This window comes from Pseudomonas sp., from assembly GCF_032058845.1.
Lineage (GTDB): Bacteria > Pseudomonadota > Gammaproteobacteria > Pseudomonadales > Pseudomonadaceae > Aquipseudomonas.
The window spans coordinates 42,087-64,723 of sequence record NZ_DAMCCR010000010.1 but is presented as its reverse complement, the minus strand read 5'-3'; the positions used below and the strand labels follow the sequence as shown (position 1 = coordinate 64,723).

Here is a 22,637-nt window from a genome sequence, read left to right as displayed (position 1 = left end):
CACCACAACCAAGCGGGTTGCGCTTGCGCGCGACGCGCCATGCCTGGCGCACCATAAAAAACCCCGGCCACTGGCCGGGGTTCTTTCGACTACGACTGGGCGTCAGAGCAGCGAACGACCCTTGTTCGCCGCAATGCGCATGCGCAGGGCATTGAGCTTGATGAAACCTGCAGCATCGGCCTGGTTGTAGGCGCCGCCATCTTCTTCGAAGGTCGCGATGTTGGCATCGAACAGCGAGTCATCGGACTTGCGGCCCACGACCGTCACGTTGCCTTTGTACAGTTTCAGGCGCACGACACCGTTCACGTTGACCTGGGAAGCGTCGATCATCTGCTGCAGCATCGCGCGCTCCGGGCTCCACCAGTAACCGGTGTAGATCAGGCTGGCGTACTTGGGCATCAGCTCGTCTTTGAGGTGAGCCACTTCGCGGTCGAGGGTAATCGACTCGATGGCGCGGTGGGCGCGCAGCATGATGGTGCCGCCTGGGGTTTCGTAGCAGCCACGCGATTTCATGCCCACGTAACGGTTCTCGACGATGTCGAGACGGCCGATACCGTTGGCGCCGCCAATGGCGTTCAGTTCAGCCAGTACGGTAGCCGGGCTCTTCTCGACGCCGTCGATGGCCACGATGTCACCGTTGCGGTAGGTCAGCTCGAGGTAGGTCGCCTGGTCGGGGGCATTTTCCGGCGAGACGCTCCAGCGCCACATGTCTTCTTCGTGCTCGGTCCAGGTGTCTTCCAGGACGCCGCCTTCGTAGGAGATGTGCAGCAGGTTGGCATCCATCGAGTACGGCGATTTCTTCTTGCCGTGGCGCTCGATTGGAATAGCGTGTTTTTCGGCGTAGTCCATCAGCTTCTCGCGCGAGAGCAGGTCCCATTCGCGCCACGGCGCAATGACCTTGACGCCTGGCTTGAGCGCGTAGGCACCCAGCTCGAAGCGAACCTGGTCGTTGCCCTTGCCGGTGGCGCCGTGGGAGATGGCGTCAGCGCCGGTCTCGTTGGCGATTTCGATCAGGCGCTTGGCGATCAACGGGCGAGCGATGGAAGTACCCAGCAGGTACTCACCCTCGTAAAGGGTGTTGGCGCGGAACATCGGGAAGACGAAATCACGCACGAACTCTTCGCGAAGATCGTCGATGTAGATTTCTTTGACGCCCATCGCCTGGGCCTTGGCGCGAGCCGGCTCGACCTCTTCGCCCTGACCGAGGTCAGCGGTGAAGGTCACCACTTCGCAGTCGTAGGTATCCTGCAGCCACTTGAGAATCACCGAAGTATCAAGGCCGCCGGAATACGCCAGTACGACCTTCTTTACGTCCGCCATGCCATCACTCCACGGGGTTGTACGGAAAGCCTCCGATTCTACCGGCCTTGCGCGCAGATTTACAGGGGCGCGACAGCTTGTGATGACAAAGCGACAGTGGCCGGCCGCGCACCTGCAGGCCGGTCCTGATCACGGCTTGCCTTGAGCAGGGGCGGCCGGCGGATTCGATGCGGCCGGCTGAGCAGCAGGCGTGCCGGAGGATCCGGAAGCTGGCGTGCCGGAGGATCCGGAAGCTGGCGTGGATGCCTTGCCCTCAGCCGCGGCTGAGCCCGCCTCGGCAGGGGCCTGCAACGGTTTCTGCGCAGCGTTCTCGGCAGCTTGAGGCGCCGGGGTGACGCGCTCGAGCTGAATGTTCACCCGCCGATTGCGCGCGCGGTTGGCGGCGGTGTTGTTCTTCACCAGGGGATAACGCTCGCCGTGGAAGCGCACCAGAATCTGCTCCATCGGTACGCCATGGCTGACCAGGTAATCGGCCACGGCCAGCGCGCGGCGGCGCGACATGTCGCGGTTGCTCAGGCGGTTGCCGCTGTTGTCGGAGTGGCCATCGAGCTCGATGTGGTTCACCGATGGATCGGCCTTGATGTAGGCCAGAATCAGATCCAGCCGCGCACGCGCGGCGCTGTCGAGCTCGGTGCCCGTGCCGGGAAACGCGACCTGGGTCTGCCGCACCTGGTCGTAGTTCATGGGCAGCAACTTGCCTGCACAGGCCAGATAGTCCTCGAACCCCTTGGCAAAACTGACTGGCAGCACGCGCACTTCGATAGCCTGCCCGCCCATGCCGGAGGCTTTGCGCACCACGGCGCTGCGCCCGTCCAGCAAGCCGCTGATCACCCGACTGGCCTGGGCCTGGGTCGAGGTGAACAGCAGGCCAGTGGCTGCCAGGCGCACCTGGCCGAGGCTGACATCGCCGCGCCCCGGCTGCCAGGGCGCAGCGGCGGCCAGCAGTGAGGCGCTGCCCGTGCCCAGCAAGTGGCTGTCGGAACGCAGGCTGAACGTCGGCTGCTCGCCGGCACGGCGAACGAATTCACCGCTGCCGAAACCTTTGATGGGTTGGACCAGACGGCACTCGAACTGATCGCCCTCGACCTTCCAGGCGACGTCTTCCAGACGGCTCTGCAGGGTCATGGCCCCTGCTGGCAGGCTGGCGAGCAGCGTGAGGATGAACAGGTAACGCTGGCGCACAGGTGGCTCCATGAATCGTTGCGGCATACCTGCAGGCTATCGGACGTGTCGGGTAAAACTTGATAGTGGCGCGGCAGCCTTGGTAGCGCAGATGCTCGGACGACGCTTTTCCGGTAGCATTGGCGCCCTGAGTTCGACCCGCCTGGAATCCCCAATGTCCGATCGCCTGACCCTCCTGCGCCCCGACGACTGGCACATCCATCTGCGCGATGGTGCTGTCCTGCGTCACACCGTTGCGGATGTCGCACGCACCTTCGCCCGCGCCATCATCATGCCGAACCTGGTACCCCCGGTGCGCAGTGCCGATGAAGCCGGCGCCTATCGCGAACGCATCCTCGCCGCCCGTCCAGCGGGCAGCCGCTTCGAGCCGCTGATGGTGCTGTACCTCACCGACCGCACCACCCGCGAGGACGTCCTGGCGGCCAAGGCCAGTGGCTTCGTGTATGCCGCCAAGCTCTATCCGGCAGGCGCCACGACCAACTCCGACTCCGGCGTGACCAGCATCGACAAGATTTTCCCGGCCATCGAAGCTCTGGCCGAAACCGGCTTGCCGCTGCTGGTGCACGGCGAAGTGACGCGCCCCGAGATCGACGTGTTCGACCGTGAAAAGCGCTTCATCGACGAGCACATGCGCCGTCTGGTCGAGCGTTTCCCTGACCTCAAAGTAGTCTTCGAGCACATCACCACAGGCGATGCCGCGCAGTTCGTCAGCGAGGCTGACGCCAACGTGGGCGCAACCATCACCCCGCAGCACCTGCTGTACAACCGCAACCACATGCTGGTGGGCGGTATCCGCCCGCACTTCTACTGCCTGCCGATCCTCAAGCGCAACACCCATCAGGTGGCGCTGCTCGATGCGGCTACCAGTGGCAGCCCGAAGTTCTTCCTGGGCACTGATTCGGCGCCACACGCGCGGCATGCCAAGGAAAACGCCTGCGGTTGCGCCGGCTGCTATACCGCCTACGCCGCCATCGAGCTCTATGCCGAGGCATTCGAGTCGCGTGACGCGCTGGACAAGCTCGAAGGCTTCGCCAGCCTGCACGGCCCGGCATTCTATGGCTTGCCGGCCAATACCGACAACATCACCCTGGTGCGCGAAGACTGGACCGCCCCTGACAGCCTGCCGTTCGGCGAGCAGACCGTGATTCCGCTACGCGCAGGTGAAACCCTGCGCTGGCGCCTGCTGGAGACCCAAGCGTGAGCGACGAACACTACGAAGACGAGCAGGACACCTCCGGCGGCCCAGGCACGCGTCACCCGATGGCTGAGCGCTTCCGCGGCTACCTGCCGGTGGTGGTGGACGTCGAGACCGGCGGTTTCAACAGCGCCACCGATGCCTTGCTGGAAATCGCGGCGGTCACCATCGGCATGGACGAAAAGGGTTTCCTGTTCCCCGAGCACACCTACTTCTTCCGCGTCGAGCCCTTCGAAGGCGCCAACGTCGAAGCCGCAGCCCTCGAATTCACCGGGATCAAGCTCGACCATCCGCTGCGCATGGCCGTCAATGAAGATGTGGCACTGACGGACATCTTCCGGGGCGTGCGCAAGGCCCTCAAGGCCAATGGCTGCAAGCGCGCAATCCTGGTCGGGCACAACAGCAGCTTCGACCTGGGCTTCCTCAATGCCGCCGTAGCGCGCACTGACATCAAGCGCAACCCGTTCCACCCGTTTTCCAGCTTCGACACCGCCACCCTCGCCGGCCTGGCCTACGGTCAGACCGTTCTGGCACGTGCCTGCCAGAGCGCCGACATCGATTTCGATGGCCGCGAAGCCCACTCGGCGCGCTATGACACGGAAAAGACCGCCGAGCTGTTCTGCTCCATCGTCAATCGCTGGAAAGACATGGGCGGCTGGCGCGACTTCAACGACTGATGTCCGGGCTGAAACACGCCCAAAAAAAACCGGCCCTCGCAGGCCGGTTTTTTCGTATCTGGCGAAGGCTTACAGCTTGCCAGCGTTTTCGCTCAGGTAGGCAGCGACACCCTCAGGCGAAGCGTTCATGCCCTTGTCGCCTTTCTTCCAGTTGGCAGGGCAGACTTCGCCGTGCTCTTCGTGGAATTGCAGGGCGTCTACCAGACGCAGCAACTCGTCCATGTTGCGACCCAGTGGCAGGTCGTTGATGATCTGCGAGCGAACCACACCATTGGTGTCGATCAGGAACGCGCCACGGAACGCGACACCGCCTTCGGACTCGACGTCGTAGGCTTTGCAGATTTCGTGGGTCATGTCGGCAGCCAGGGTGTACTTCACCTGGCCGATGCCGCCATTGTTGACCGGCGTGTTACGCCAGGCGTTGTGGGTGAAGTGCGAATCGATGGAGACACCGATCACTTCCACGTTGCGAGCGACGAAGTCCGGGATGCGGTTGTCCAGGGCGATCAGCTCGGACGGGCAGACGAAGGTGAAGTCCAGTGGGTAGAAGAACACCAGGCCGTACTTGCCCTTGATGGCCGAGGCCAGGTTGAAGCTGTCGACGATCTCGCCGCTGCCGAGGACGGCAGGTACGGTGAAGTCTGGGGCTTTCTTGCCAACGAGTACGCTCATTCTTTATCTCCTGATGAGGGGGAAACGGTTGTCACCCGGGGAACGACATCACCCGGGATTACACAAGGCCGCCCATCATACACACCTTGAGGTGACAGTCCGAATCTACCGCCGGTCGCTCTGACTGCGAGGATGCAGCAGGTGTTTTGACAAGCATTATCATTACCATTAAGCTCCAAACCATCGAACCACCCAGCGATGGTCAGCCCCATGTATGTGTGTCTTTGTGTCGGTGTCACCGATCGTAAGATCCGCGAAGCGATCTACGAAGGATGCTGTAGCTACCGGGAAGTACGCGAAGCCACCCAGGTGGGAACGCAGTGCGGTAAATGCGCCTGCCTAGCCAAGCAAGTGGTTCGTGAAACCCTGACGGAATTGCAGCTCAGCCAGCAAACCGCTTCGGCTTATCCTGCAGAATTTACTGCGGCGTAAAACACCCTATTTGAAGAACCGGGCCTCTTGTCCGGTTTTTTTATGCCTAAAATTCAATAAGTTAGCGTGCCAACGCGGTTCACAAACATTCTTATTCCTATTAATTTTCACTTATTATTCAATAACTTAGGTTTGACAGTCTGAGTGGTGGCGCTCAAACTTCGGTCATTGGCACACTTCACACGGCAGGCACCCAGACATGAAAGGCGATATCAGCGTCATCCAGCATCTCAACAAGATCCTCGGAAACGAGCTGGTCGCGATCAATCAATACTTCCTGCACGCTCGCATGTACGAAGACTGGGGCCTGAACAAGCTCGGCAAGCACGAGTACAAGGAATCCATCGATGAGATGAAGCATGCTGACAAGCTCATCAAGCGCATTCTGTTCCTCGAAGGCATTCCCAACGTCCAGGACCTGGGCAAACTGCTCATCGGTGAACACACCCAGGAAATGCTCGAATGCGACCTCAAGCTCGAGCGCAAGGGTCTGCTGGATCTGAAAGCGGCTATCGCGCATTGCGAAACGGTCGGTGATTTCGGCAGTCGCGACATGCTCGAAGACATCCTCGAGTCCGAGGAAGAGCACATCGACTGGCTGGAAACCCAGCTGGGCCTGATCGACAAGATCAGCATCGAGAACTACCTGCAATCGCAGATGGGCGAAGAATAACACCCCGCCTGCACGAAAAAGCCCCGCTACGTTTACGCGTAGCGGGGCTTTTTCGTGGGCTACCGGGCGAGCAGTGGGCTGCCCGGCCCGCCAGTGGAGTCAGGCTTGGGCAGCCTTGGCCTTGGCAGCGGCGTCCTTGATCAGGGTTTGCAGCTCGCCGTTGTCGAACATCTCCATCATGATGTCGCTGCCGCCGACCAGCTCGCCACCTACCCACAGTTGCGGGAAGGTTGGCCAGTTGGCGTACTTGGGCAGGTTGGCGCGAATTTCAGGGTTCTGCAGGATGTCGACATACGCGAACTTCTCACCACAGCCCATCACAGCTTGCGAGGCCTTGGCCGAAAAGCCGCACTGCGGCGCATTGGGGGAGCCTTTCATATAGAGCAGAATGGTGTTGTTGGCGATCTGCTCTTTGATTGTTTCGATGATATCCATGAAGCACCTCTGCTGAACTTTCCGACAGATTCGTCGGCACGGTGCCGCATTGTATCGGAAACCTGATCACGCTGCTCGGTGATGCTGACGCGTGCCGTGGGCAGGACCGCGCAGGGCGGTTCGCACGTCGCGAAGTGGGCCTGAGCCAAGTGCAAGCTCGGACGCTGGCGTTTGCACGCCCCTGGCCTACCCCTGTACAAAAGATGTAATGAATAAACAACGCACTAGCGCTCGGAGTGAGCGGAAGCTCCGATAATGCAAAGGGTGCCCCCCTTGGTTTCGGGCGACATTTAATTATAGTATTGCGTCCTTCCCTTTCCTGTCCGCTCCGTGCGGCTTACGCCGCAGGTCATGCCCGTTGTCAAGAAAACTCAACGGCGCACCTGCAAAACGTTGTAATTAAGGTAGTCAATCATGAGCGCTAGGCACTTTCTCTCCCTGATGGATTTCACTGCTGACGAATTGCTCGGCGTGGTCCGTCGAGGCATCGAGCTAAAAGACCTGCGTAACCGCGGCGTGCTGTTCGAGCCTTTGAAAAACCGCGTGCTGGGGATGGTGTTCGAAAAGTCTTCGACGCGCACGCGGGTGTCCTTCGAAGCGGGCATGATCCAGCTCGGCGGCCAGGCCATCTTCCTTTCGCCGCGCGATACCCAACTGGGGCGCGGCGAGCCGATCTGCGACAGTGCCAAGGTGCTGTCGCGGATGGTCGATGCCATCATGATCCGTACCCACGCCCACGCAACCCTGACCGAGTTCGCCGAACATTCACGGGTGCCGGTCATCAACGGCCTATCGGACGAATCGCACCCTTGCCAGTTGCTGGCAGACATGCAGACCTTCATCGAGCATCGCGGCTCGATCCAGGGCAAGACCGTGGCCTGGGTGGGCGATGGCTTCAACATGTGCAACTCCTATATAGAAGCGGCCGTTCAGTTCGACTTCCAGCTGCGCATTGCCTGCCCGGAGGGCTACGAGCCCGATCCGCGCTTCATGGCCTTGGGCGGTGACCGCGTGCAGATCGTGCGTGATCCCAAGGCCGCCGTCAGCGGTGCTCATCTTGTGACTACGGATGTCTGGACTTCCATGGGTCAGGAAGAGGAAACTGCACGGCGCCTGGCGCATTTTGCGCCGTACCAGGTCACCCGCGAACTGCTCGATCTGGCAGCACCCGACGCCCTGTTCATGCACTGCTTGCCTGCCCACCGCGGGGAAGAAATCAGCCAGGATCTGCTCGACGACCCACGTTCGGTCGCCTGGGACCAGGCTGAAAACCGCCTGCATGCGCAAAAGGCTCTTCTCGAATTCGTCATCGAACCGGCTTACCACCACGCATGAGTCAATCCCTACTGCTGAACCTGCGCAATCTGGCCTGCGGCTACGGCGATCAGCGTATCGTCCAGTCGCTCAACCTGCACCTCAACGCAGGCGACATCGGTTGCCTGCTGGGCTCGTCGGGCTGCGGCAAGACCACCACCCTGCGCGCCATCGCCGGTTTCGAGCCCGTGCATGACGGTGAAATCAGCCTGGCGGGCGAGGTCCTCTCCCGCCCGGGCTTCACCCTGTCGCCGGAGAAACGCCGGATCGGCATGGTGTTCCAGGATTACGCCCTCTTCCCCCACCTCACCGTGGCGCAGAACATCGCCTTTGGCATTGGCAAGCATCCACGGCAGGCCGCAGTGGTCGACGAGATGCTCGATCTGGTCAAGCTTGGCGGCTTGGGCGGGCGCTACCCCCATGAGCTGTCTGGCGGGCAGCAGCAACGCGTGGCGCTGGCCAGGGCGCTGGCCCCCGAACCTCAACTCCTGCTGCTCGACGAGCCGTTCTCCAACCTGGACGTCGAGCTGCGCCGCCGCCTAAGCCATGAAGTGCGCGACATCCTCAAGAGCCGCGGCACCAGTGCCATCCTGGTTACCCATGATCAGGAAGAAGCGTTCGCGGTCAGCGACCAGGTCGGGGTGTTCAAGGAGGGAAGGCTCGAGCAGTGGGATACGCCCTACAACCTCTATCACGAACCCCGGACGCCATTTGTCGCCAGCTTTGTGGGCCAGGGCTACTTCATCCGTGGCCAGATGAGCAGCCACGAAGCCGTCACCACCGAGCTGGGCGAACTGCGCGGCAACCGTGCCTACCCCATGGTCGCCGGCACTTCGGTCGATGTGCTGCTGCGCCCCGACGACATCGTCTACGCCCCGCACAGCCCGCTGCGCGCGCGCGTGGTGGGCAAGAGCTTCCTGGGGGCCTCGACCCTCTACCGCCTGCAGCTGCCCACCGGCAGCGAACTCGAAGCGATCTTCCCCAGCCATAACGACCATCAGTTGGGCGCGGATGTCGGTGTCAGCGTTGCGGCGGATCACCTGGTGCTGTTCGCCGCGCCTGGCAGCGTCGCCGCGTAGCTTACCGCCCTCGACGACATGCCCTAAAAGACATGCTCTGAAAGACACGCTCTGAAAGATAGCGCTCGCCGGCACAGCTCAGCCAGGTAACCGAACCTGGCCCGCCTCGTTCAAAGGGGTCGGGCCAGGCTGCATCTCATCCCCTGCCGATTACGGCAAAACTGCCTTGCGTGCACTGCGCCAGGACTGCCGCTGCCAGCTCGACCTCCAACCCCCGGCGCCCGGCGCTGACATGAATCGTCGCAAACGCCTGAGCCGACGTGTCGATGAAGGTACGCAGGCGTTTCTTCTGCCCTAACGGACTGATACCCCCCACCAGGTACCCCGTGGCCCTCTGCGCGGCAGTGGGGTCGGCCATTTCGCATTTCTTCGCGCCTGCGGCATGCGCCAGGGCCTTGAGGTCCAGGGTACCGACCACGGGTACTACGGCCACCAGCAACTCGTTTTTCTCGGTACAGGCCAGCAGCGTCTTGAAGACCTGCTGCGGATCGAGCCCAAGCTTCTCGGCCGCCTCCAGGCCATACGACGCTGCCTTCGGATCATGCGCATAACTGTGCACGCGGTGCTCGGCGCGCGCTTTCTTCAGCAGGTCAAGGGCGGGGGTCACGGGCAGCTCCGGTCAGCATCGGTGGGGTGGCTACTGTAGGCGAAAGCGCAGATTCGGCCAACGCATCGATGGTCACGCAAATGATCAAGATCATTGCGCTCGGTCAGAATATGGCCGAACGTTCACTTTCGACCTTTGACATCTGCGTTTCTTGTCTATATTTTTTCGTTTTTGAATAGAGGGTGCACTTTCTTGGTGCATCAACGCTGCTCGCCCACCGTCAACCGGACGACCACGGGCCTTGCTGTCAGGTGCCCTGCGCGCCTCACTACAACAAAAAAAGAGGTCATGTATGACGACTGCACTCCGCCAACCCACACTGGCAGCTCAATGTCTGGCCGAATTTCTCGGCACCGCACTTCTCATCTTCTTCGGCACTGGCTGCGTAGCAGCGCTCAAGGTCGCCGGCGCCAGCTTCGGACTCTGGGAGATCAGTGTCATCTGGGGTATCGGCGTCAGCATGGCGATCTATCTCACGGCCGGTGTCTCCGGTGCACACCTGAATCCGGCGGTCAGTATCGCGCTGGCCGTATTCGCCGACTTCGACAAGCGCAAACTGCCGTTCTACATCATTGCCCAGGTATTCGGCGCCTTCTGCGCCGCCGCGCTGGTGTACACCCTCTACAGCGCGCTGTTTTTCGATTACGAACACACCCATGCGATGCTGCGCGGCAGCGAAGCCAGCCTCGATCTGGCCTCGGTGTTTTCCACCTACCCGCACCCGTCCCTGACGATGGGCGGCGCGTTCCTGGTAGAGGTGGTGATCACGGCGATTCTGATGGCCGTGATCATGGCCTTGACCGATGACAACAACGGCCTGCCGCGCGGCGCCATGGCGCCGCTGCTGATCGGCCTGCTGATCGCGGTGATCGGCAGCGCCATGGGCCCGCTCACCGGTTTTGCGATGAACCCGGCACGGGATTTTGGCCCCAAGCTCATGACCTTCTTCGCCGGCTGGGGCGAGATCGCCTTTACCGGCGGGCGCAGCGTGCCGTATTTCCTGGTGCCGATCTTCGCGCCGATCCTTGGCGCCTGTGTCGGCGCCGGGCTGTATCGCGTCTTGATCGCGCGCCATCTGCCGGTTGGGCAAGCGCCCGTACCCGGCGATAATGCCCAGACTGAAACCCAGACTTCCTGACGTCATGCCGGGTGGCCTCACCCGCAAGACCTGACTCAATCCTTTGCAAGGCCAACGACCATGACTGCTACCCAGGATAAGCAATACATCATCGCTCTGGACCAGGGCACCACCAGTTCGCGAGCGATCATTTTCGACCGTGACGCCAACGTGGTGGGCACCGCCCAGCGCGAGTTCGTCCAGCACTACCCACAAGCCGGCTGGGTCGAACACGACCCGATGGAGATCTTCGCCACGCAGAGCGGCACCATGGTCGAAGCGCTGGCGCAAGCCGGCATCAGCCACGCACAAGTGGCCGCCATCGGCATCACCAACCAGCGTGAAACCACTGTCGTGTGGGACCGCGAAACCGGCCGCCCGGTGTACAACGCCATCGTCTGGCAGTGCCGACGCAGCACCGAAATCTGCGCTCAGCTCAAGCGCGATGGCCATGAAGACTACATTCGCGAAGCCACCGGCCTGGTCACCGACCCCTATTTCTCTGGCTCCAAGCTCAAGTGGATTCTCGACAACGTCGAAGGGGTTCGCGAGCGTGCCGAGCGTGGTGAACTGCTGTTCGGCACCATCGATACCTGGCTGATCTGGAAATTCACCGGCGGCAAGGTGCACGTTACCGATTACACCAACGCCTCGCGCACCCTGATGTTCAACATCCATACCCTGCAGTGGGATGAAAAACTGCTGGAAATCCTCGGTATTCCTCGGCAGATGCTGCCCGAAGTGAAGGCCTCTTCCGAGGTGTACGGGCATACCAAGAGCGGTATCGCCATCGCCGGCATCGCCGGTGACCAGCAGTCTGCCCTGTTCGGCCAGATGTGCGTGGAGCCGGGCCAGACCAAGAACACCTATGGCACCGGCTGCTTCCTGCTGATGAACACTGGCAGCAAGGCGGTGAAGTCGTCCCATGGCCTGCTGACCACCATCGCCTGCGGCCCGCGGGGCGAAGTGGCGTACGCCCTGGAAGGCGCCGTGTTCAACGGTGGCTCCACGGTTCAGTGGCTGCGCGACGAGCTGAAGATCGTCAACGATGCCCTCGACACCGAGTACTTCGCCAGTAAGGTCAAAGACAGCAACGGGGTTTATCTGGTACCCGCCTTCACCGGCCTGGGCGCGCCCTATTGGGACCCGTACGCCCGCGGCGCGTTGTTCGGCCTGACCCGTGGGGTGAAGGTCGACCACATCATCCGCGCGGCCCTGGAATCGATCGCCTACCAGACCCGCGATGTTCTCGACGCCATGCAGCAGGACTGCGGCGAGCGCCTGTCGGAATTGCGTGTCGATGGCGGTGCCGTGGCTAACAACTTCCTCATGCAGTTCCAGGCCGACATCCTCGGCACCTGCGTCGAGCGCCCGAAAATGCGCGAAACCACAGCGCTGGGTGCGGCCTACCTGGCCGGCCTTGCGTGCGGGTTCTGGAGTGGGCTGGACGAGTTGCGCAACAAGGCGGTGATCGAGCGCGAGTTCAGCCCGCAGCTCGATGATGCGCAGAAAGAAAAACTCTACGCCGGTTGGAAAAAAGCCATCGCCCGCACCCGCGACTGGGAAGACCACGAGGCCTGATCGGCAAGGGCCAATTGCACCCTGGAGCCTGTGGGCTCCAGGGTGGCGCCAGGCACAGTCCAGGCGCGCGCCTGGCATGCTGGTCGTCAGCCGTTTCCTACGGCATGATTGCAGGATTTTTCCGGCAGCCCAGAAGGACCGCCCATGAACCTGCCCCCACGCCAACAACAAATTCTCGAACTGGTGCGCGATCGCGCCTACGTCAGTATCGAGGAAATGGCGCAGTTGTTCGTCGTTACCCCTCAGACCATCCGCCGTGATATCAACCAGCTCGCCGAACAATCCTTGCTGCGCCGCTACCACGGCGGCGCTGCGCACGACTCGAGCATCGAAAACACCGCCTACACCATGCGCGCCGACCAGATGCGCGATGAAAAACAGCGGATCGCCGAGACCGTGGCGCGACAAATACCCGACCACGCCTCGCTGTTCATCAATATCGGCACCACCACCGAGTCGATCGCCCGCGCCCTGCTCAATCACCACCACCTCAAGGTGATCACCAACAATCTGCACGTCGCCTCCATCCTCGGTGCCAAGGAAGACTTCGAAGTCCTGCTGGCCGGTGGCACGGTGCGGCCCGACGGCGGAGTGGTCGGGCAGGCGAGTGTCGACTTCATCAGTCAGTTCAAGGTGGACTTCGCCGTGGTGGGAATCAGCGGGATTGACGAAGATGGCAGCCTGCTCGACTTCGATTACCAGGAAGTGCGGGTCTCCCAGGCGATCATCGCCAATGCCCGGCAGGTCATCCTCGCGGCCGACTCGAGCAAGTTCGGGCGCAACGCCATGGTCCGCCTGGGCTCGATCAGCCTGGTCGACTGCCTGGTGACCGATCGCCTGCCGAGCCCGACACTCGGCCAGCTGCTGACCCAGCACAAGGTGCGCCTGGACGTGGTCTGAGCGTGACCGCAGCGCGTTTGTCATGGAAATGTTCGTTAATGTTCATTTGATCGTCATCTGGTCGCCTTTCTGACGATCGAACTGGCAGGCGCCAGCCTGTTGCGTTAGTATTTTCGCAAACGAACACAAATGTTCATTTGTGATGATGATTGCATCCAGGAGGCTATCGCCCGTGTCCCAGCCCGCCCACCCCACCTCCCACCTCGCTGACTGCTATGACGTTGCCGTGATCGGTGGCGGCATCAATGGCGTGGGTATCGCCGCTGACGCTGCCGGGCGTGGCCTGAAGGTCTTCCTGTGCGAAAAGGACGACCTGGCCCAGCACACCTCTTCGGCCAGCAGCAAGCTGATCCACGGGGGGCTGCGCTACCTGGAGCACTACGAATTTCGTCTGGTGCGCGAGGCACTGGCCGAACGCGAGGTCTTGCTGGCCAAGGCGCCGCACATCGTCAAACCGATGCGTTTCGTGCTGCCGCACCGTCCGCACCTGCGCCCGGCCTGGATGATCCGCGCCGGCCTGTTCCTCTACGATCACCTGGGCAAGCGCAAGCGCCTGGGCGCTTCGCGCAGCCTGCGTTTCGGCCCCGGCTATCCGCTCAAGCCGGCCATCACACGCGGTTTCGAATATGCCGACTGCTGGGTCGATGACGCCCGCCTGGTCGCGCTCAATGCCATGGCCGCCCGTGAACAGGGCGCCGATATTCGTACCCGCACCCGCTGCCTCAGCGCCAAACGCGTTGACGGCCTGTGGAACGTCGAACTGCAGCAGGCCGATGGCACCCGTCATTCGATCAAGGCCCGCGCACTGGTCAATGCCGCAGGTCCTTGGGTTGCCAGCTTCATCAAGGATGACCTGCAGCTCACCGCCCCTTACGGCATCCGCCTGATCCAGGGCAGCCACCTGATCGTGCCGCGGCTGTACGAGGGTGAGCAGGCCTACATTCTGCAGAATGAAGATCAGCGCATCGTGTTCTGCATTCCGTACCTGGACCGCTTCACCCTGATCGGCACCACAGACCGCGAATACAGCGGGGACCCGGCCAAGGTGGCGATCACTGACAGCGAAACCGACTACCTGCTCAACGTGGTCAATGCTCATTTCAATCACCAGCTGAGCCGCAACGACATCAAGCACACCTACTCTGGCGTGCGCCCGCTGTGCAACGACGAGTCGGACAACCCCTCGGCGGTCACCCGCGATTACACCCTGGCGCTGTCGGCCGAAGCCGGGCAAGCGCCGCTGTTGTCGGTGTTCGGCGGCAAACTGACCACGTACCGCAAGCTGGCCGAGTCGGCCATGGCGCAGCTCAAGCCGTTCTTCTCGCAGATGCGTGGCAGCTGGACCGCCACTTCACCGCTGCCAGGGGGCGAGCACATGAGCAGCGTGCAGGCACTGGTTGATGAGGTGCTGGCCAAGCACGCCTGGCTGTCTGCTGATATCGCGCGGCGGTGGGTACTGACCTACGGCAGCCGTGTCTGGCGTCTGCTGGAAGGCATCGACGGGCCCGAGGCACTCGGCCAGCGCATTGGCGGTGGGTTGTTCGCCAAGGAGGTCGAGTACCTGTGCGACCACGAGTGGGCGATCGATGCGGACGACATCCTGTGGCGCCGCACCAAGCTGGGCCTGCTGACGACGCCTGCCGAACAACAGACCCTGCGCGACTACCTGGCCCTTCGCAAAGCCAGGTCCGCAGAAGGCTGTGCGGCCTGACGCGGCCAGCCAGGCAACTGCCGCTGCCCTGTCAACGGGCAGCGGCCCGAGCATAGGCTTCCTCAGCCAACGTCCTGATCAGGGTGCGCTCGGCGACCTCCAGTTCTTCTTTCAGACGATTGCTCGACTCCAGCCACTGGGCGGAACTTATCGAGTCCGCCTCGAGCGCCTCCAGTCGCTGATAGAACGGCTGCGCAAGCGCTTCAAAACGCGCTGCCGCGTGGTGACGGACGTACGCCTCCCAGAACGGGCGCTGGGCGAGCGAAGCGGACAGCGTTTCTGCGTTTTCCATCGCCAGCACCTCACGCGCTGCATGGCGCAGATCACTGGTGGTGACCGGGGCGAAATCTTCGTAGTGCATGTCTTCCGGCGTGGCAGGCAGGTCAAGCACCCGCCGAAGCTTGACCCTGAAGTACAACCGCACCTCGATTTCATCGACCAGCGGCAACTTCGCGGCATGCAGCCGTGCGATGTGCCGAGTGGCGATCGCGTCCAGCGCGTCCACCCGGAACAGTGACCGATCAAGTGCAAGCAGCCGCCCCTCTACCTCTTCTGCGGGTCCATCGATCAGCGCGCGCTCGGCCATTACGCTCAGCTCCAATTGGCTCATGATCAACAATAGGCGGTCATCGCAGGTCCTCTCACCGGCGGCGGTTTCGAACAGACGCGTTCGCAGTGCCTCGTGCGCATGGGCCGCTTCGAGCATCTGCCAGACCCGTCCCTGATAGTGGTCCTGTTGCTGGGCAAAATCCTCGGTGCTGACGAAGTCGGCCAGAAAGCGAAACAAGTCGCTGGAATCCTCTTGCTCACGCAACTCGTTCCATAGCTGCGTACGGCGGGAACGCTCCAGCACGGACGGCGAGCCGATCCAGTAGTCCAGCAGAGCTTCATGGGTCGGATTGTGCTCATAGGACACGCTTGCACGGGCGCTTGAATCGCTCGCACCGCTGAGGCGATCAAGGGCATTGGCGCTGGCCGCATCCAGCGGGTTGTCATGCAGACCCACTCGATGCAGGTTGTGCCACAGGCTGAGGATGTCCTGCCGCACTTGGCGGATGCGGTTATCGCGCAGATCCAGGTGTGCACGCCACGGCAATGCATCGGTGAGGTCGGGCAAATCCTGCACCCCGGTATCGCGCAACCGCACGTGGGTGAGGCTGTCCAGCTCGACCAGCTCCGGTAGCCGCCCCAACGGGTTATGGCTGAGATCCAGGACATGCAATCGCGTCAACGCCAGCAGTTGCTGGTTGCCTTCAGCCGTCATCACGATCTGATTGCGCGAGAGGCGCAACTGGCGCAGTCGGCTGAGCTGGTCGAGCCCCGGCGGTATCTGGGTCAGTTGGTTGCGACGCAGGTCAAGCTCGGTCAGCTGGCTGAATCGACCGAGAAAGTCGGCATCGATGCTGGAGAGTGCCATGTTACGTAGCACCAGTCGGCTGACGTGGGAAAAGTCCACGCCAGGCGGCAACTGCGGAAGGTGTCCAACACGCTCGCCATCGATCACCAGCACGTAGTCGCCCGCGTAGTTGGTGAGCTTTCGCCGCCAACAGCGGCGGAGCTGAGTGGCCACGCGCCTGCGTCTGAAGGAAGCGATCAGGCCGACTTCGCTGCGCCACTGCTGCAACGCCTGATTGAGCCGGGCCAGGGTTTCGTTCAGTTGCGCACAGTGCTGCCAGAGGTTGACGTGACGATCGAGCAAGTCGAATACGTAGCGATCGAGCTGCTCCCCCTCAAGCGTTGGGAAAATTCGGTGAAGCCCACTGCGCAGCGGCTGGCGCCCGCCCGGAAGTCGGCCACTGAGCGGGTAGCCCAGACGTCCATCGGCCAGGCGTATGGGAGGTCGCAGACCCGTGCCTACGGGCGCCATGCCGAGCACATCGGCGCAGCGCTGGCGGTCCGCTGCTGCCTGCTCGGCAAGCCACTGACGTAACTGCTCATCGCTGAGCGCCGGGTTGCCCAGCGCTTGCTTTTGCCCAGGCTCGAGGTGTTCCAGCAACGCCTGCCAGAGGCTGCCGCTCGATTGTGCGGATGGCGCAGCGCTGGCGAGGTAGCCCTCGGCCTCACGCACGATCACGCGGACCTGCGTCGCCAGGCGCCGCCGGGTCGCCGCGACGACCGGCCCTGTGGCGCTGCCATCACGAATTTCCACTCTGACGTCGTCCGGCCAGGGCGCTGCGCGTTCGAGCAGCCCGATGGCCAGGTGTTCCGTATCGGCGGTTACCGCTTGCGCCAATTGCAACCCCAGGCACGCCCGGTCCAGGCGCGCGTCGCGTATCGCCCAGCGAGCCTGTTCGGCAAGCGCCAGTGGCACTCGCCCTGTAGCCTGCATGGCGTCGATCTGGAGCGTGCTGCCGTGTTCGAGAATCTCCTCGGCCTGACGCTGGGACAGACTCGGAAAGGCCCTCAGCAATGGCGCTTGCGCTGGCGACACTGCCGGTTGGCGCCGCGCCAGCTCCGTTTCGAGGGCGCTGCCACGCAGGGCTGGCAACTGCTGATGCAGTTCGATGCGCTCGTGGGCGTCGAGCACCCTCGCCAGCGGCCCTGCTTGTTCAAGATGCAGGCGACGCACGTGCTCAGGCTTCAGCCCCGTGGTGTGCAGCAAGGCCTGTGCATGCCAGTCGGGCGCATCGACCAGAGGTGGGCCCAGACGCCGGATCAGCTCGCCCGGATCAGCAACGTGATGCATCGATTCGCCATCGTTGCGCAGGTAGATCTGCCCTGCAGCACCGCTGGCAGGCGTCAAACCATCGACGAACGTGACTCGCCGCAAGGCGCTGAGCGCCGTCAGGCCAACGGCAGTGCTCGCCGCACCCAGCACGACGCATTCGGCAACGCCGAACAGATGCTCGAGCGCCCCCTCGCGGTCACCCAACTGCCAGTCCTCATAGCCCTCATACACTTGACTGGCGATCTGGACGGCGGTGACCACCAGCATGATCTCACCCAGACCCGGCACGAACAGTGCGGCAAGGTTCAAGAGATCCAGCCCGGCGTTGAGCGACGCCTGCAGGCGCAGATGCCGGCTGGCCATGTCTTCGTCAGCGGTGGGCACTGCCAGAACCCGCGCATCGTCACGCATCTTGCCGATCTGAAGCATGCGCAGGTGGCTCAGCAGCGGGCCCTCCACGGCAAAATTGCGTCCATCGAGCATGAGCGGGGCGCCGCTCGCGCTGGCACTGCGCAGGTGCATCAGCGTTTGCAGGAACGCAGGTCGGTCTCGCTCACTGATGAAACGCGCGAAGAAGCGCGGGTATCGTTCATCGCGCAGGCGCTGCCCAAGCCACTGGTAGAGCGCCTCCCATGAAGCGTGCTGGCTCACCGGCGTTTCAGGATCGCGGGGGACCCAGAGGGTGATCGAGCGTGCCGCACCCTCCACGTGTGCGCGCTGCTCGAAGGCGACCACACCCCGAATGCATTTGCCCAGCAGATAGAGCTGGCGTGGCGTCGCACTGCCCTGGACCGGCTGCACGATGGGCGTCTTGGCCCAATGGGGCTGCAAGCGGTGATAATCGAACGTTTCAAGCGCGCCTTTGAGCCTGGCCAGGCGCATGGCGACTTCCAACTGCGCGCGCACGTTACGCTCCAGCAACTGTTCCACCGCTTGCGCTCCGGAACCCGGCGGTGCTGTGGGCCGGGTCTTGGGCGCCAACACCCTGGTCAGCAACTGCTGATAACGCCCGCCCAGATCCAGTTGCCTGCAGCAACGGGCGAAGCGTTCGAAGCTCAACGCCAGCCTGCTGCCATCGACGTCGATCAACCAGGCCTGCCGAAACAGGTCAGGGGCCAACTCTTGCTCGTCGAAATTATGCAGTGCAGCCGCGAGCAGGCTTCGCCGCGAACGATAGGTCAGGCGATTGACCAGAAGCCTGGGTGCTGCGCTGGGCAACTCGATCACCTGCTCTATCTCAACCTTCATCCCCCGTATGTCGGGTTGGGCAATGCCCGCCTCACGTAACGCGTGAACCAACAGCGGGGTGGCGAACGCCTCGATCGAGGGCAATGCCTTGAAGTGGCTGGCGACCTGAGCAGCTGCCTGTTGCTCCGTACGAATGGCACTGTGCAGCGCTCGCAACTGATCCACGTCGGTGTCGGTCAGCCAGGCGGGCAGGCGGTCGGCAATCAGGCGATCAATGGAATCGCCAGGTATGAAGGTGGTGGGCATGCGGGGTGTCCTCGGGGCAAAACCACAGAACACCCGATCCCGCGCCGGGCCGGGCTTGATGGGGCTACCGCCACCGCTCTAAAGGGTGCATTGAAGCGCGCCACTCGTTCGGAAATCCGAATGCAATAGGAAGATAGATTCGGAAAGCCGGACAAAATGAGCCTAAAAATCTCAGGAACAGGCGAAATAGACGTGCTGCTCGTCAAGCTTCTGCCGGTTTTCTCCCCCTTGGCACGACTCATGCTCTACACTTTGCAGCCGAATGCTCTGGTATTCGTTGAAACGAAAGAGTCCGCCAACGGCTCCATAAAAAAAACAAACACGTCGAGGAAAATTTGATGCGAATCGTTCGTCAATTGCTGGGCGCGGCCATCGCGGCTGCGGTAATCGCTTCTCCGGTCATGGCTGAAGAGCTGACCGGCACCCTCAAGAAGATCAAAGACTCCGGCACCATCACCCTGGGCCACCGTGACTCGTCCATTCCTTTCTCGTACCTGGCCGGCAAGTCTGAGCCTGTGGGCTACTCCCACGACATCCAGCTCGCCGTGGTCGATGCCCTGCAAAAGCAACTGGGCACCGACATCAAGGTCAAGTACAACCTCGTCACCTCCCAGACGCGCATCCCATTGGTGCAAAACGGCACCGTTGACCTGGAATGTGGCTCAACCACCAACAACGTGGAACGCCAGCAGCAGGTTGGCTTCACCGTGGGCATCTTCGAAGTGGGCACGCGCCTGCTGACCAAGGTCAAAGACGGTCAGCCGACCTACAAGGACTTCCCGGACCTGGCTGGCAAGAACGTGGTGACCACCGCTGGCACCACTTCCGAGCGTCTGCTCAAAGCCATGAACGCCGACAAGCAGATGAAGATGAACGTCATCTCGGCCAAAGACCACGGCGAAGCCTTCAACATGCTCGAAAGCGGTCGCGCCGTGGCCTTCATGATGGACGATGCCCTGCTGGCAGGCGAAATGGCCAAGGCCCGCAAACCGTCTGACTGGGTCATCACCGGCACGCCGCAGTCGTATGAAATCTACGGCTGCATGGTCCGCAAGGACGATGCGCCCTTCAAGAAAGCCGTGGATGAAGCGATCGTGGCCTACTTCAAGTCGGGCGATGTCAACAAGAGCTACGACAAGTGGTTCCAGCAGCCCATCCCACCGAAAGGTCTGAACCTGCAGTTCAAGATGAGCGACGAGCTGAAGAAACTGATCGCCGAGCCAACCGACAAAGCGGCTGACGACAAACAGTCCTGACCCCCACTCCAGGCCTGCAGTGCGTTACGCACACGAATTAACCCGGCAGGCCTTCCGTTAGTGTCTAACCTTTCATCCGAGGGCGCCCGCGCCCCCGGATGTTCAAAGGTGCCCGTGAAACAATCGTCTGAGGGGAAATCCCGATGAATTACAACTGGGACTGGGGCGTTTTCTTCAAGTCCACCGGCGTGGGCAGCGAGACCTACCTCGACTGGTACATCACAGGTCTGGGCTGGACCATCGCCATCGCCATTTCGGCCTGGATCATCGCCCTGCTTCTGGGTTCGGTGCTCGGCGTCATGCGTACCGTACCGAACCGCCTGGTGTCGGGAATCGCCACGGCTTACGTTGAGCTGTTCCGTAACGTGCCGCTGCTGGTGCAGCTGTTCATCTGGTACTTCCTGGTACCGGACTTGCTGCCCGAAGGCCTGCAGCAATGGTTCAAGCAAGACCTCAATCCGACCACCTCTGCCCTCATCAGCGTGATCATCTGCCTGGGCCTGTTCACCGCTGCACGGGTGTGCGAGCAGGTGCGTACCGGCATTCAGGCATTGCCACGCGGTCAGGAATCGGCCGCTCGGGCCATGGGCTTCAGCCTGTCGCAGATCTACACCAACGTGCTGCTGCCGCAGGCCTACCGGATCATCATTCCGCCGCTTACCTCCGAGTTCCTCAACGTGTTCAAGAACTCCTCGGTGGCCTCGCTGATCGGCCTGATGGAGCTGCTCGCACAGACCAAGCAGACCGCGGAGTTCTCTGCCAACCTCTTCGAAGCCTTCACCTTGGCCACGCTGATCTACTTCACCCTGAACATGGGCCTGATGCTGCTCATGCGCCTGGTCGAGAAGAAAGTGGCGGTACCGGGCCTGATTTCCGTAGGAGGCAAGTAAATGGAACTGGATTTCAGCGAGATCATTCCCGCCCTGCCCGCGCTGTGGGACGGCATGCTGCTGACCCTGGAGCTGATGGTGATGGGCATCATCGGCGGCATCGCACTGGGCACGGTGCTGGCGCTGATGCGTCTGTCGTCGAGCAAGCTGCTGTCGCGCCTGGCCGGTGCCTACGTCAACTACTTCCGCTCCATCCCGCTGCTGCTGGTGATCACCTGGTTCTACCTGGCGGTGCCGTTCGTGCTGCGCTGGATCACCGGCGAAGACACCCCCATCGGGGCGTTCACCTCGTGCATGGTGGCGTTCATGATGTTCGAGGCGGCCTACTTCTGCGAAATCGTCCGTGCCGGTGTGCAGGCCATCTCCAAGGGCCAGATGGGCGCCGCCCAGGCGCTGGGCATGACCTACGGCCAGACCATGCGGCTGATCATCCTGCCCCAGGCGTTTCGCAAGATGACCCCGCTGCTGCTGCAACAGAGCATCATCCTGTTCCAGGACACCTCGCTGGTGTACACCGTGGGCCTGGTGGACTTCCTCAACGCTTCGCGCGCCAACGGCGACATCATCGGACGCTCTCACGAGTTCCTGATCTTCGCCGGTGTCGTGTACTTCATCATCAGCTTCTCCGCTTCCTGGCTGGTCAAGCGTCTGCAAAAAAGGATCGCCGTATGATTTCCATCAAGAACGTCAACAAGTGGTACGGGGACTTCCAGGTACTGACCGACTGCAACACCGAGGTGAAGAAAGGTGAGGTGGTGGTGGTGTGCGGTCCTTCTGGCTCCGGTAAATCGACCCTGATCAAGTGCGTCAACGCCCTGGAACCGTTCCAGAAAGGCGACATCGTGGTCGACGGCACCTCGATCGCCGACGCCAAGACCAACCTGCCCAAGCTGCGCTCGCGGGTGGGCATGGTGTTCCAGCACTTCGAGCTGTTCCCGCACCTGAGCATCACCGAAAACCTCACCATCGCCCAACGCAAGGTGCTCGGCCGCAGCGAAGCCGAAGCCACCAAGAAAGGCCTGGCGCTGCTCGACCGCGTAGGCCTCAGCGCACATGCCAAGAAACACCCGGGGCAGCTGTCCGGTGGCCAGCAGCAGCGTGTGGCGATTGCCCGCGCACTGTCGATGGACCCGATCGTCATGCTGTTCGACGAACCCACCTCGGCGCTCGACCCGGAAATGGTCAACGAGGTGCTCGATGTCATGGTTGAACTCGCCCACGAAGGCATGACCATGATGTGCGTGACCCACGAAATGGGCTTTGCCCGCAAAGTGGCCAATCGCGTGATCTTCATGGACAAGGGCCACATCATCGAGGACTGCCAGAAAGACGCCTTCTTCGGTGATCCGACGGCACGCCACGAACGCACCCAGCACTTCCTCAGCAAGATCCTGCAGCACTGAGTATCGTCAGCCTGCGCCGCTTCGGTGGCGC

General features: G+C 62.1%; 21 protein-coding genes. 15 read left to right on the top strand and 6 right to left on the bottom strand.

Annotated features, from left to right (window positions below):
• Positions 1-102: 102 nt before the first annotated feature.
• On the bottom strand, positions 103-1,320 hold the full coding sequence (locus tag RT028_RS03725) for an argininosuccinate synthase (protein ID WP_312932590.1): 1,218 nt from the start codon (positions 1,318-1,320) through the stop codon (positions 103-105).
• Positions 1,321-1,449: 129 nt separating this feature from the next.
• Positions 1,450-2,502 carry a flagellar protein MotY gene (locus RT028_RS03720; protein ID WP_312932588.1) on the bottom strand — a complete coding sequence of 351 codons (1,053 nt, stop codon included), beginning with the start codon at positions 2,500-2,502 and terminating at the stop codon, positions 1,450-1,452.
• Between the two features lie 154 nt (positions 2,503-2,656).
• Between RT028_RS03720 and pyrC the strand changes: the two genes are divergently transcribed.
• Positions 2,657-3,703, top strand: coding sequence for a dihydroorotase (gene pyrC / locus RT028_RS03715; protein ID WP_312932587.1), 1,047 nt, complete (start codon positions 2,657-2,659; stop codon positions 3,701-3,703).
• Positions 3,700-4,374, top strand: a complete 675-nt coding sequence (gene rnt / locus RT028_RS03710; protein ID WP_312932585.1) for a ribonuclease T — start codon at positions 3,700-3,702, stop codon at positions 4,372-4,374. Before pyrC ends, rnt begins: the two co-directional genes overlap by 4 nt.
• Positions 4,375-4,443: 69 nt before the next feature.
• Here the strand turns inward: rnt and RT028_RS03705 are convergent, their stop codons facing one another.
• Positions 4,444-5,046: a peroxiredoxin C gene (locus RT028_RS03705; protein ID WP_312932583.1), complete on the bottom strand. Its 603-nt coding sequence runs from the start codon at positions 5,044-5,046 to the stop codon at positions 4,444-4,446.
• Positions 5,047-5,256: 210 nt separating this feature from the next.
• On the opposite strand from RT028_RS03705, the gene RT028_RS03700 reads away from it, so the two are divergent.
• Positions 5,257-5,478: a bacterioferritin-associated ferredoxin gene (locus RT028_RS03700; RefSeq protein WP_312932580.1), complete on the top strand. Its 222-nt coding sequence runs from the start codon at positions 5,257-5,259 to the stop codon at positions 5,476-5,478.
• A gap of 199 nt (positions 5,479-5,677) precedes the next feature.
• Positions 5,678-6,151, top strand: coding sequence for a bacterioferritin (gene bfr, locus RT028_RS03695; protein WP_312932578.1), 474 nt, complete (start codon positions 5,678-5,680; stop codon positions 6,149-6,151).
• A gap of 99 nt (positions 6,152-6,250) precedes the next feature.
• On the opposite strand, the gene grxD is transcribed toward bfr, so the two are convergent.
• Entirely contained in the window at positions 6,251-6,586 is a 336-nt protein-coding gene (grxD, locus tag RT028_RS03690) for a Grx4 family monothiol glutaredoxin (RefSeq protein WP_312932576.1), read from the bottom strand.
• Between the two features lie 414 nt (positions 6,587-7,000).
• Here grxD and argF point away from each other — a divergent pair, with 414 nt between their 5' ends.
• Complete coding sequence (gene argF / locus RT028_RS03685) at positions 7,001-7,921, top strand: ornithine carbamoyltransferase (protein WP_312932574.1); 921 nt, start codon at positions 7,001-7,003, stop codon at positions 7,919-7,921.
• A complete protein-coding gene (locus RT028_RS03680; RefSeq protein ID WP_312932572.1) occupies positions 7,918-8,979 on the top strand; it encodes an ABC transporter ATP-binding protein in 1,062 nt (353 codons plus the stop codon). The genes argF and RT028_RS03680 overlap by 4 nt, the downstream gene beginning before the upstream one ends.
• 136 nt (positions 8,980-9,115) lie before the next feature.
• Here the strand turns inward: RT028_RS03680 and ybaK are convergent, their stop codons facing one another.
• Positions 9,116-9,586 (bottom strand): Cys-tRNA(Pro) deacylase, encoded by a 471-nt coding sequence (gene ybaK / locus RT028_RS03675; RefSeq protein WP_312932570.1) that lies wholly within the window; start codon positions 9,584-9,586, stop codon positions 9,116-9,118.
• 292 nt (positions 9,587-9,878) lie between these two features.
• Here ybaK and RT028_RS03670 point away from each other — a divergent pair, with 292 nt between their 5' ends.
• The 4 genes from RT028_RS03670 to glpD all read left to right on the top strand — a co-directional run bounded on the left by RT028_RS03670 (position 9,879) and on the right by glpD (position 14,895).
• A complete protein-coding gene (locus RT028_RS03670) occupies positions 9,879-10,724 on the top strand; it encodes an MIP/aquaporin family protein (RefSeq protein WP_312932595.1) in 846 nt (281 codons plus the stop codon).
• A 60-nt stretch (positions 10,725-10,784) separates the two neighbouring features.
• Positions 10,785-12,284: a glycerol kinase GlpK gene (gene glpK / locus RT028_RS03665; protein WP_312932568.1), complete on the top strand. Its 1,500-nt coding sequence runs from the start codon at positions 10,785-10,787 to the stop codon at positions 12,282-12,284.
• 144 nt (positions 12,285-12,428) lie between these two features.
• Positions 12,429-13,184: a DeoR/GlpR family transcriptional regulator gene (locus RT028_RS03660; protein WP_312932566.1), complete on the top strand. Its 756-nt coding sequence runs from the start codon at positions 12,429-12,431 to the stop codon at positions 13,182-13,184.
• 145 nt (positions 13,185-13,329) lie between these two features.
• Positions 13,330-14,895: a glycerol-3-phosphate dehydrogenase gene (gene glpD, locus RT028_RS03655; protein WP_409567154.1), complete on the top strand. Its 1,566-nt coding sequence runs from the start codon at positions 13,330-13,332 to the stop codon at positions 14,893-14,895.
• Positions 14,896-14,926: 31 nt separating this feature from the next.
• Here glpD and RT028_RS03650 read toward each other — a convergent pair whose 3' ends face one another.
• Positions 14,927-19,057: an NEL-type E3 ubiquitin ligase domain-containing protein gene (locus RT028_RS03650; protein ID WP_312932563.1), complete on the bottom strand. Its 4,131-nt coding sequence runs from the start codon at positions 19,055-19,057 to the stop codon at positions 14,927-14,929.
• A 156-nt stretch (positions 19,058-19,213) separates the two neighbouring features.
• Here RT028_RS03650 and RT028_RS03645 point away from each other — a divergent pair, with 156 nt between their 5' ends.
• From RT028_RS03645 to RT028_RS03625, 5 genes are all read left to right on the top strand, one after another.
• Positions 19,214-19,396, top strand: coding sequence for a hypothetical protein (locus tag RT028_RS03645; RefSeq protein WP_312932561.1), 183 nt, complete (start codon positions 19,214-19,216; stop codon positions 19,394-19,396).
• The gene (locus RT028_RS03640) at positions 19,396-20,313 is read left to right on the top strand and encodes a glutamate/aspartate ABC transporter substrate-binding protein (RefSeq protein ID WP_312932559.1); all 918 of its coding nucleotides are present in this window, start codon (positions 19,396-19,398) and stop codon (positions 20,311-20,313) included. The genes RT028_RS03645 and RT028_RS03640 overlap by 1 nt, the downstream gene beginning before the upstream one ends.
• A 143-nt stretch (positions 20,314-20,456) precedes the next feature.
• Complete coding sequence (locus RT028_RS03635) at positions 20,457-21,203, top strand: amino acid ABC transporter permease (RefSeq protein ID WP_312932557.1); 747 nt, start codon at positions 20,457-20,459, stop codon at positions 21,201-21,203.
• Positions 21,204-21,875, top strand: a complete 672-nt coding sequence (locus RT028_RS03630) for an ABC transporter permease subunit (RefSeq protein WP_312932555.1) — start codon at positions 21,204-21,206, stop codon at positions 21,873-21,875.
• Positions 21,872-22,606 carry an amino acid ABC transporter ATP-binding protein gene (locus RT028_RS03625; protein ID WP_312932554.1) on the top strand — a complete coding sequence of 245 codons (735 nt, stop codon included), beginning with the start codon at positions 21,872-21,874 and terminating at the stop codon, positions 22,604-22,606. The genes RT028_RS03630 and RT028_RS03625 overlap by 4 nt, the downstream gene beginning before the upstream one ends.
• Positions 22,607-22,637 lie beyond the last annotated feature (31 nt).

Coding starts and splice junctions, on each gene's coding strand:
- RT028_RS03650 (WP_312932563.1), bottom strand. CDS start 19,057: ATGCCCACCACCTTCATACCTGGCGATTCCATTGATCGCCTGATTGCC.
- RT028_RS03680 (WP_312932572.1), top strand. CDS start 7,918: ATGAGTCAATCCCTACTGCTGAACCTGCGCAATCTGGCCTGCGGCTAC.
- RT028_RS03635 (WP_312932557.1), top strand. CDS start 20,457: ATGAATTACAACTGGGACTGGGGCGTTTTCTTCAAGTCCACCGGCGTG.
- RT028_RS03660 (WP_312932566.1), top strand. CDS start 12,429: ATGAACCTGCCCCCACGCCAACAACAAATTCTCGAACTGGTGCGCGAT.
- glpD (WP_409567154.1), top strand. CDS start 13,330: ATGATTGCATCCAGGAGGCTATCGCCCGTGTCCCAGCCCGCCCACCCC.
- RT028_RS03725 (WP_312932590.1), bottom strand. CDS start 1,320: ATGGCGGACGTAAAGAAGGTCGTACTGGCGTATTCCGGCGGCCTTGAT.
- glpK (WP_312932568.1), top strand. CDS start 10,785: ATGACTGCTACCCAGGATAAGCAATACATCATCGCTCTGGACCAGGGC.
- RT028_RS03705 (WP_312932583.1), bottom strand. CDS start 5,046: ATGAGCGTACTCGTTGGCAAGAAAGCCCCAGACTTCACCGTACCTGCC.
- RT028_RS03645 (WP_312932561.1), top strand. CDS start 19,214: ATGAGCCTAAAAATCTCAGGAACAGGCGAAATAGACGTGCTGCTCGTC.
- RT028_RS03625 (WP_312932554.1), top strand. CDS start 21,872: ATGATTTCCATCAAGAACGTCAACAAGTGGTACGGGGACTTCCAGGTA.
- RT028_RS03640 (WP_312932559.1), top strand. CDS start 19,396: ATGCGAATCGTTCGTCAATTGCTGGGCGCGGCCATCGCGGCTGCGGTA.
- argF (WP_312932574.1), top strand. CDS start 7,001: ATGAGCGCTAGGCACTTTCTCTCCCTGATGGATTTCACTGCTGACGAA.
- bfr (WP_312932578.1), top strand. CDS start 5,678: ATGAAAGGCGATATCAGCGTCATCCAGCATCTCAACAAGATCCTCGGA.
- RT028_RS03700 (WP_312932580.1), top strand. CDS start 5,257: ATGTATGTGTGTCTTTGTGTCGGTGTCACCGATCGTAAGATCCGCGAA.
- grxD (WP_312932576.1), bottom strand. CDS start 6,586: ATGGATATCATCGAAACAATCAAAGAGCAGATCGCCAACAACACCATT.
- RT028_RS03630 (WP_312932555.1), top strand. CDS start 21,204: ATGGAACTGGATTTCAGCGAGATCATTCCCGCCCTGCCCGCGCTGTGG.
- pyrC (WP_312932587.1), top strand. CDS start 2,657: ATGTCCGATCGCCTGACCCTCCTGCGCCCCGACGACTGGCACATCCAT.
- RT028_RS03670 (WP_312932595.1), top strand. CDS start 9,879: ATGACGACTGCACTCCGCCAACCCACACTGGCAGCTCAATGTCTGGCC.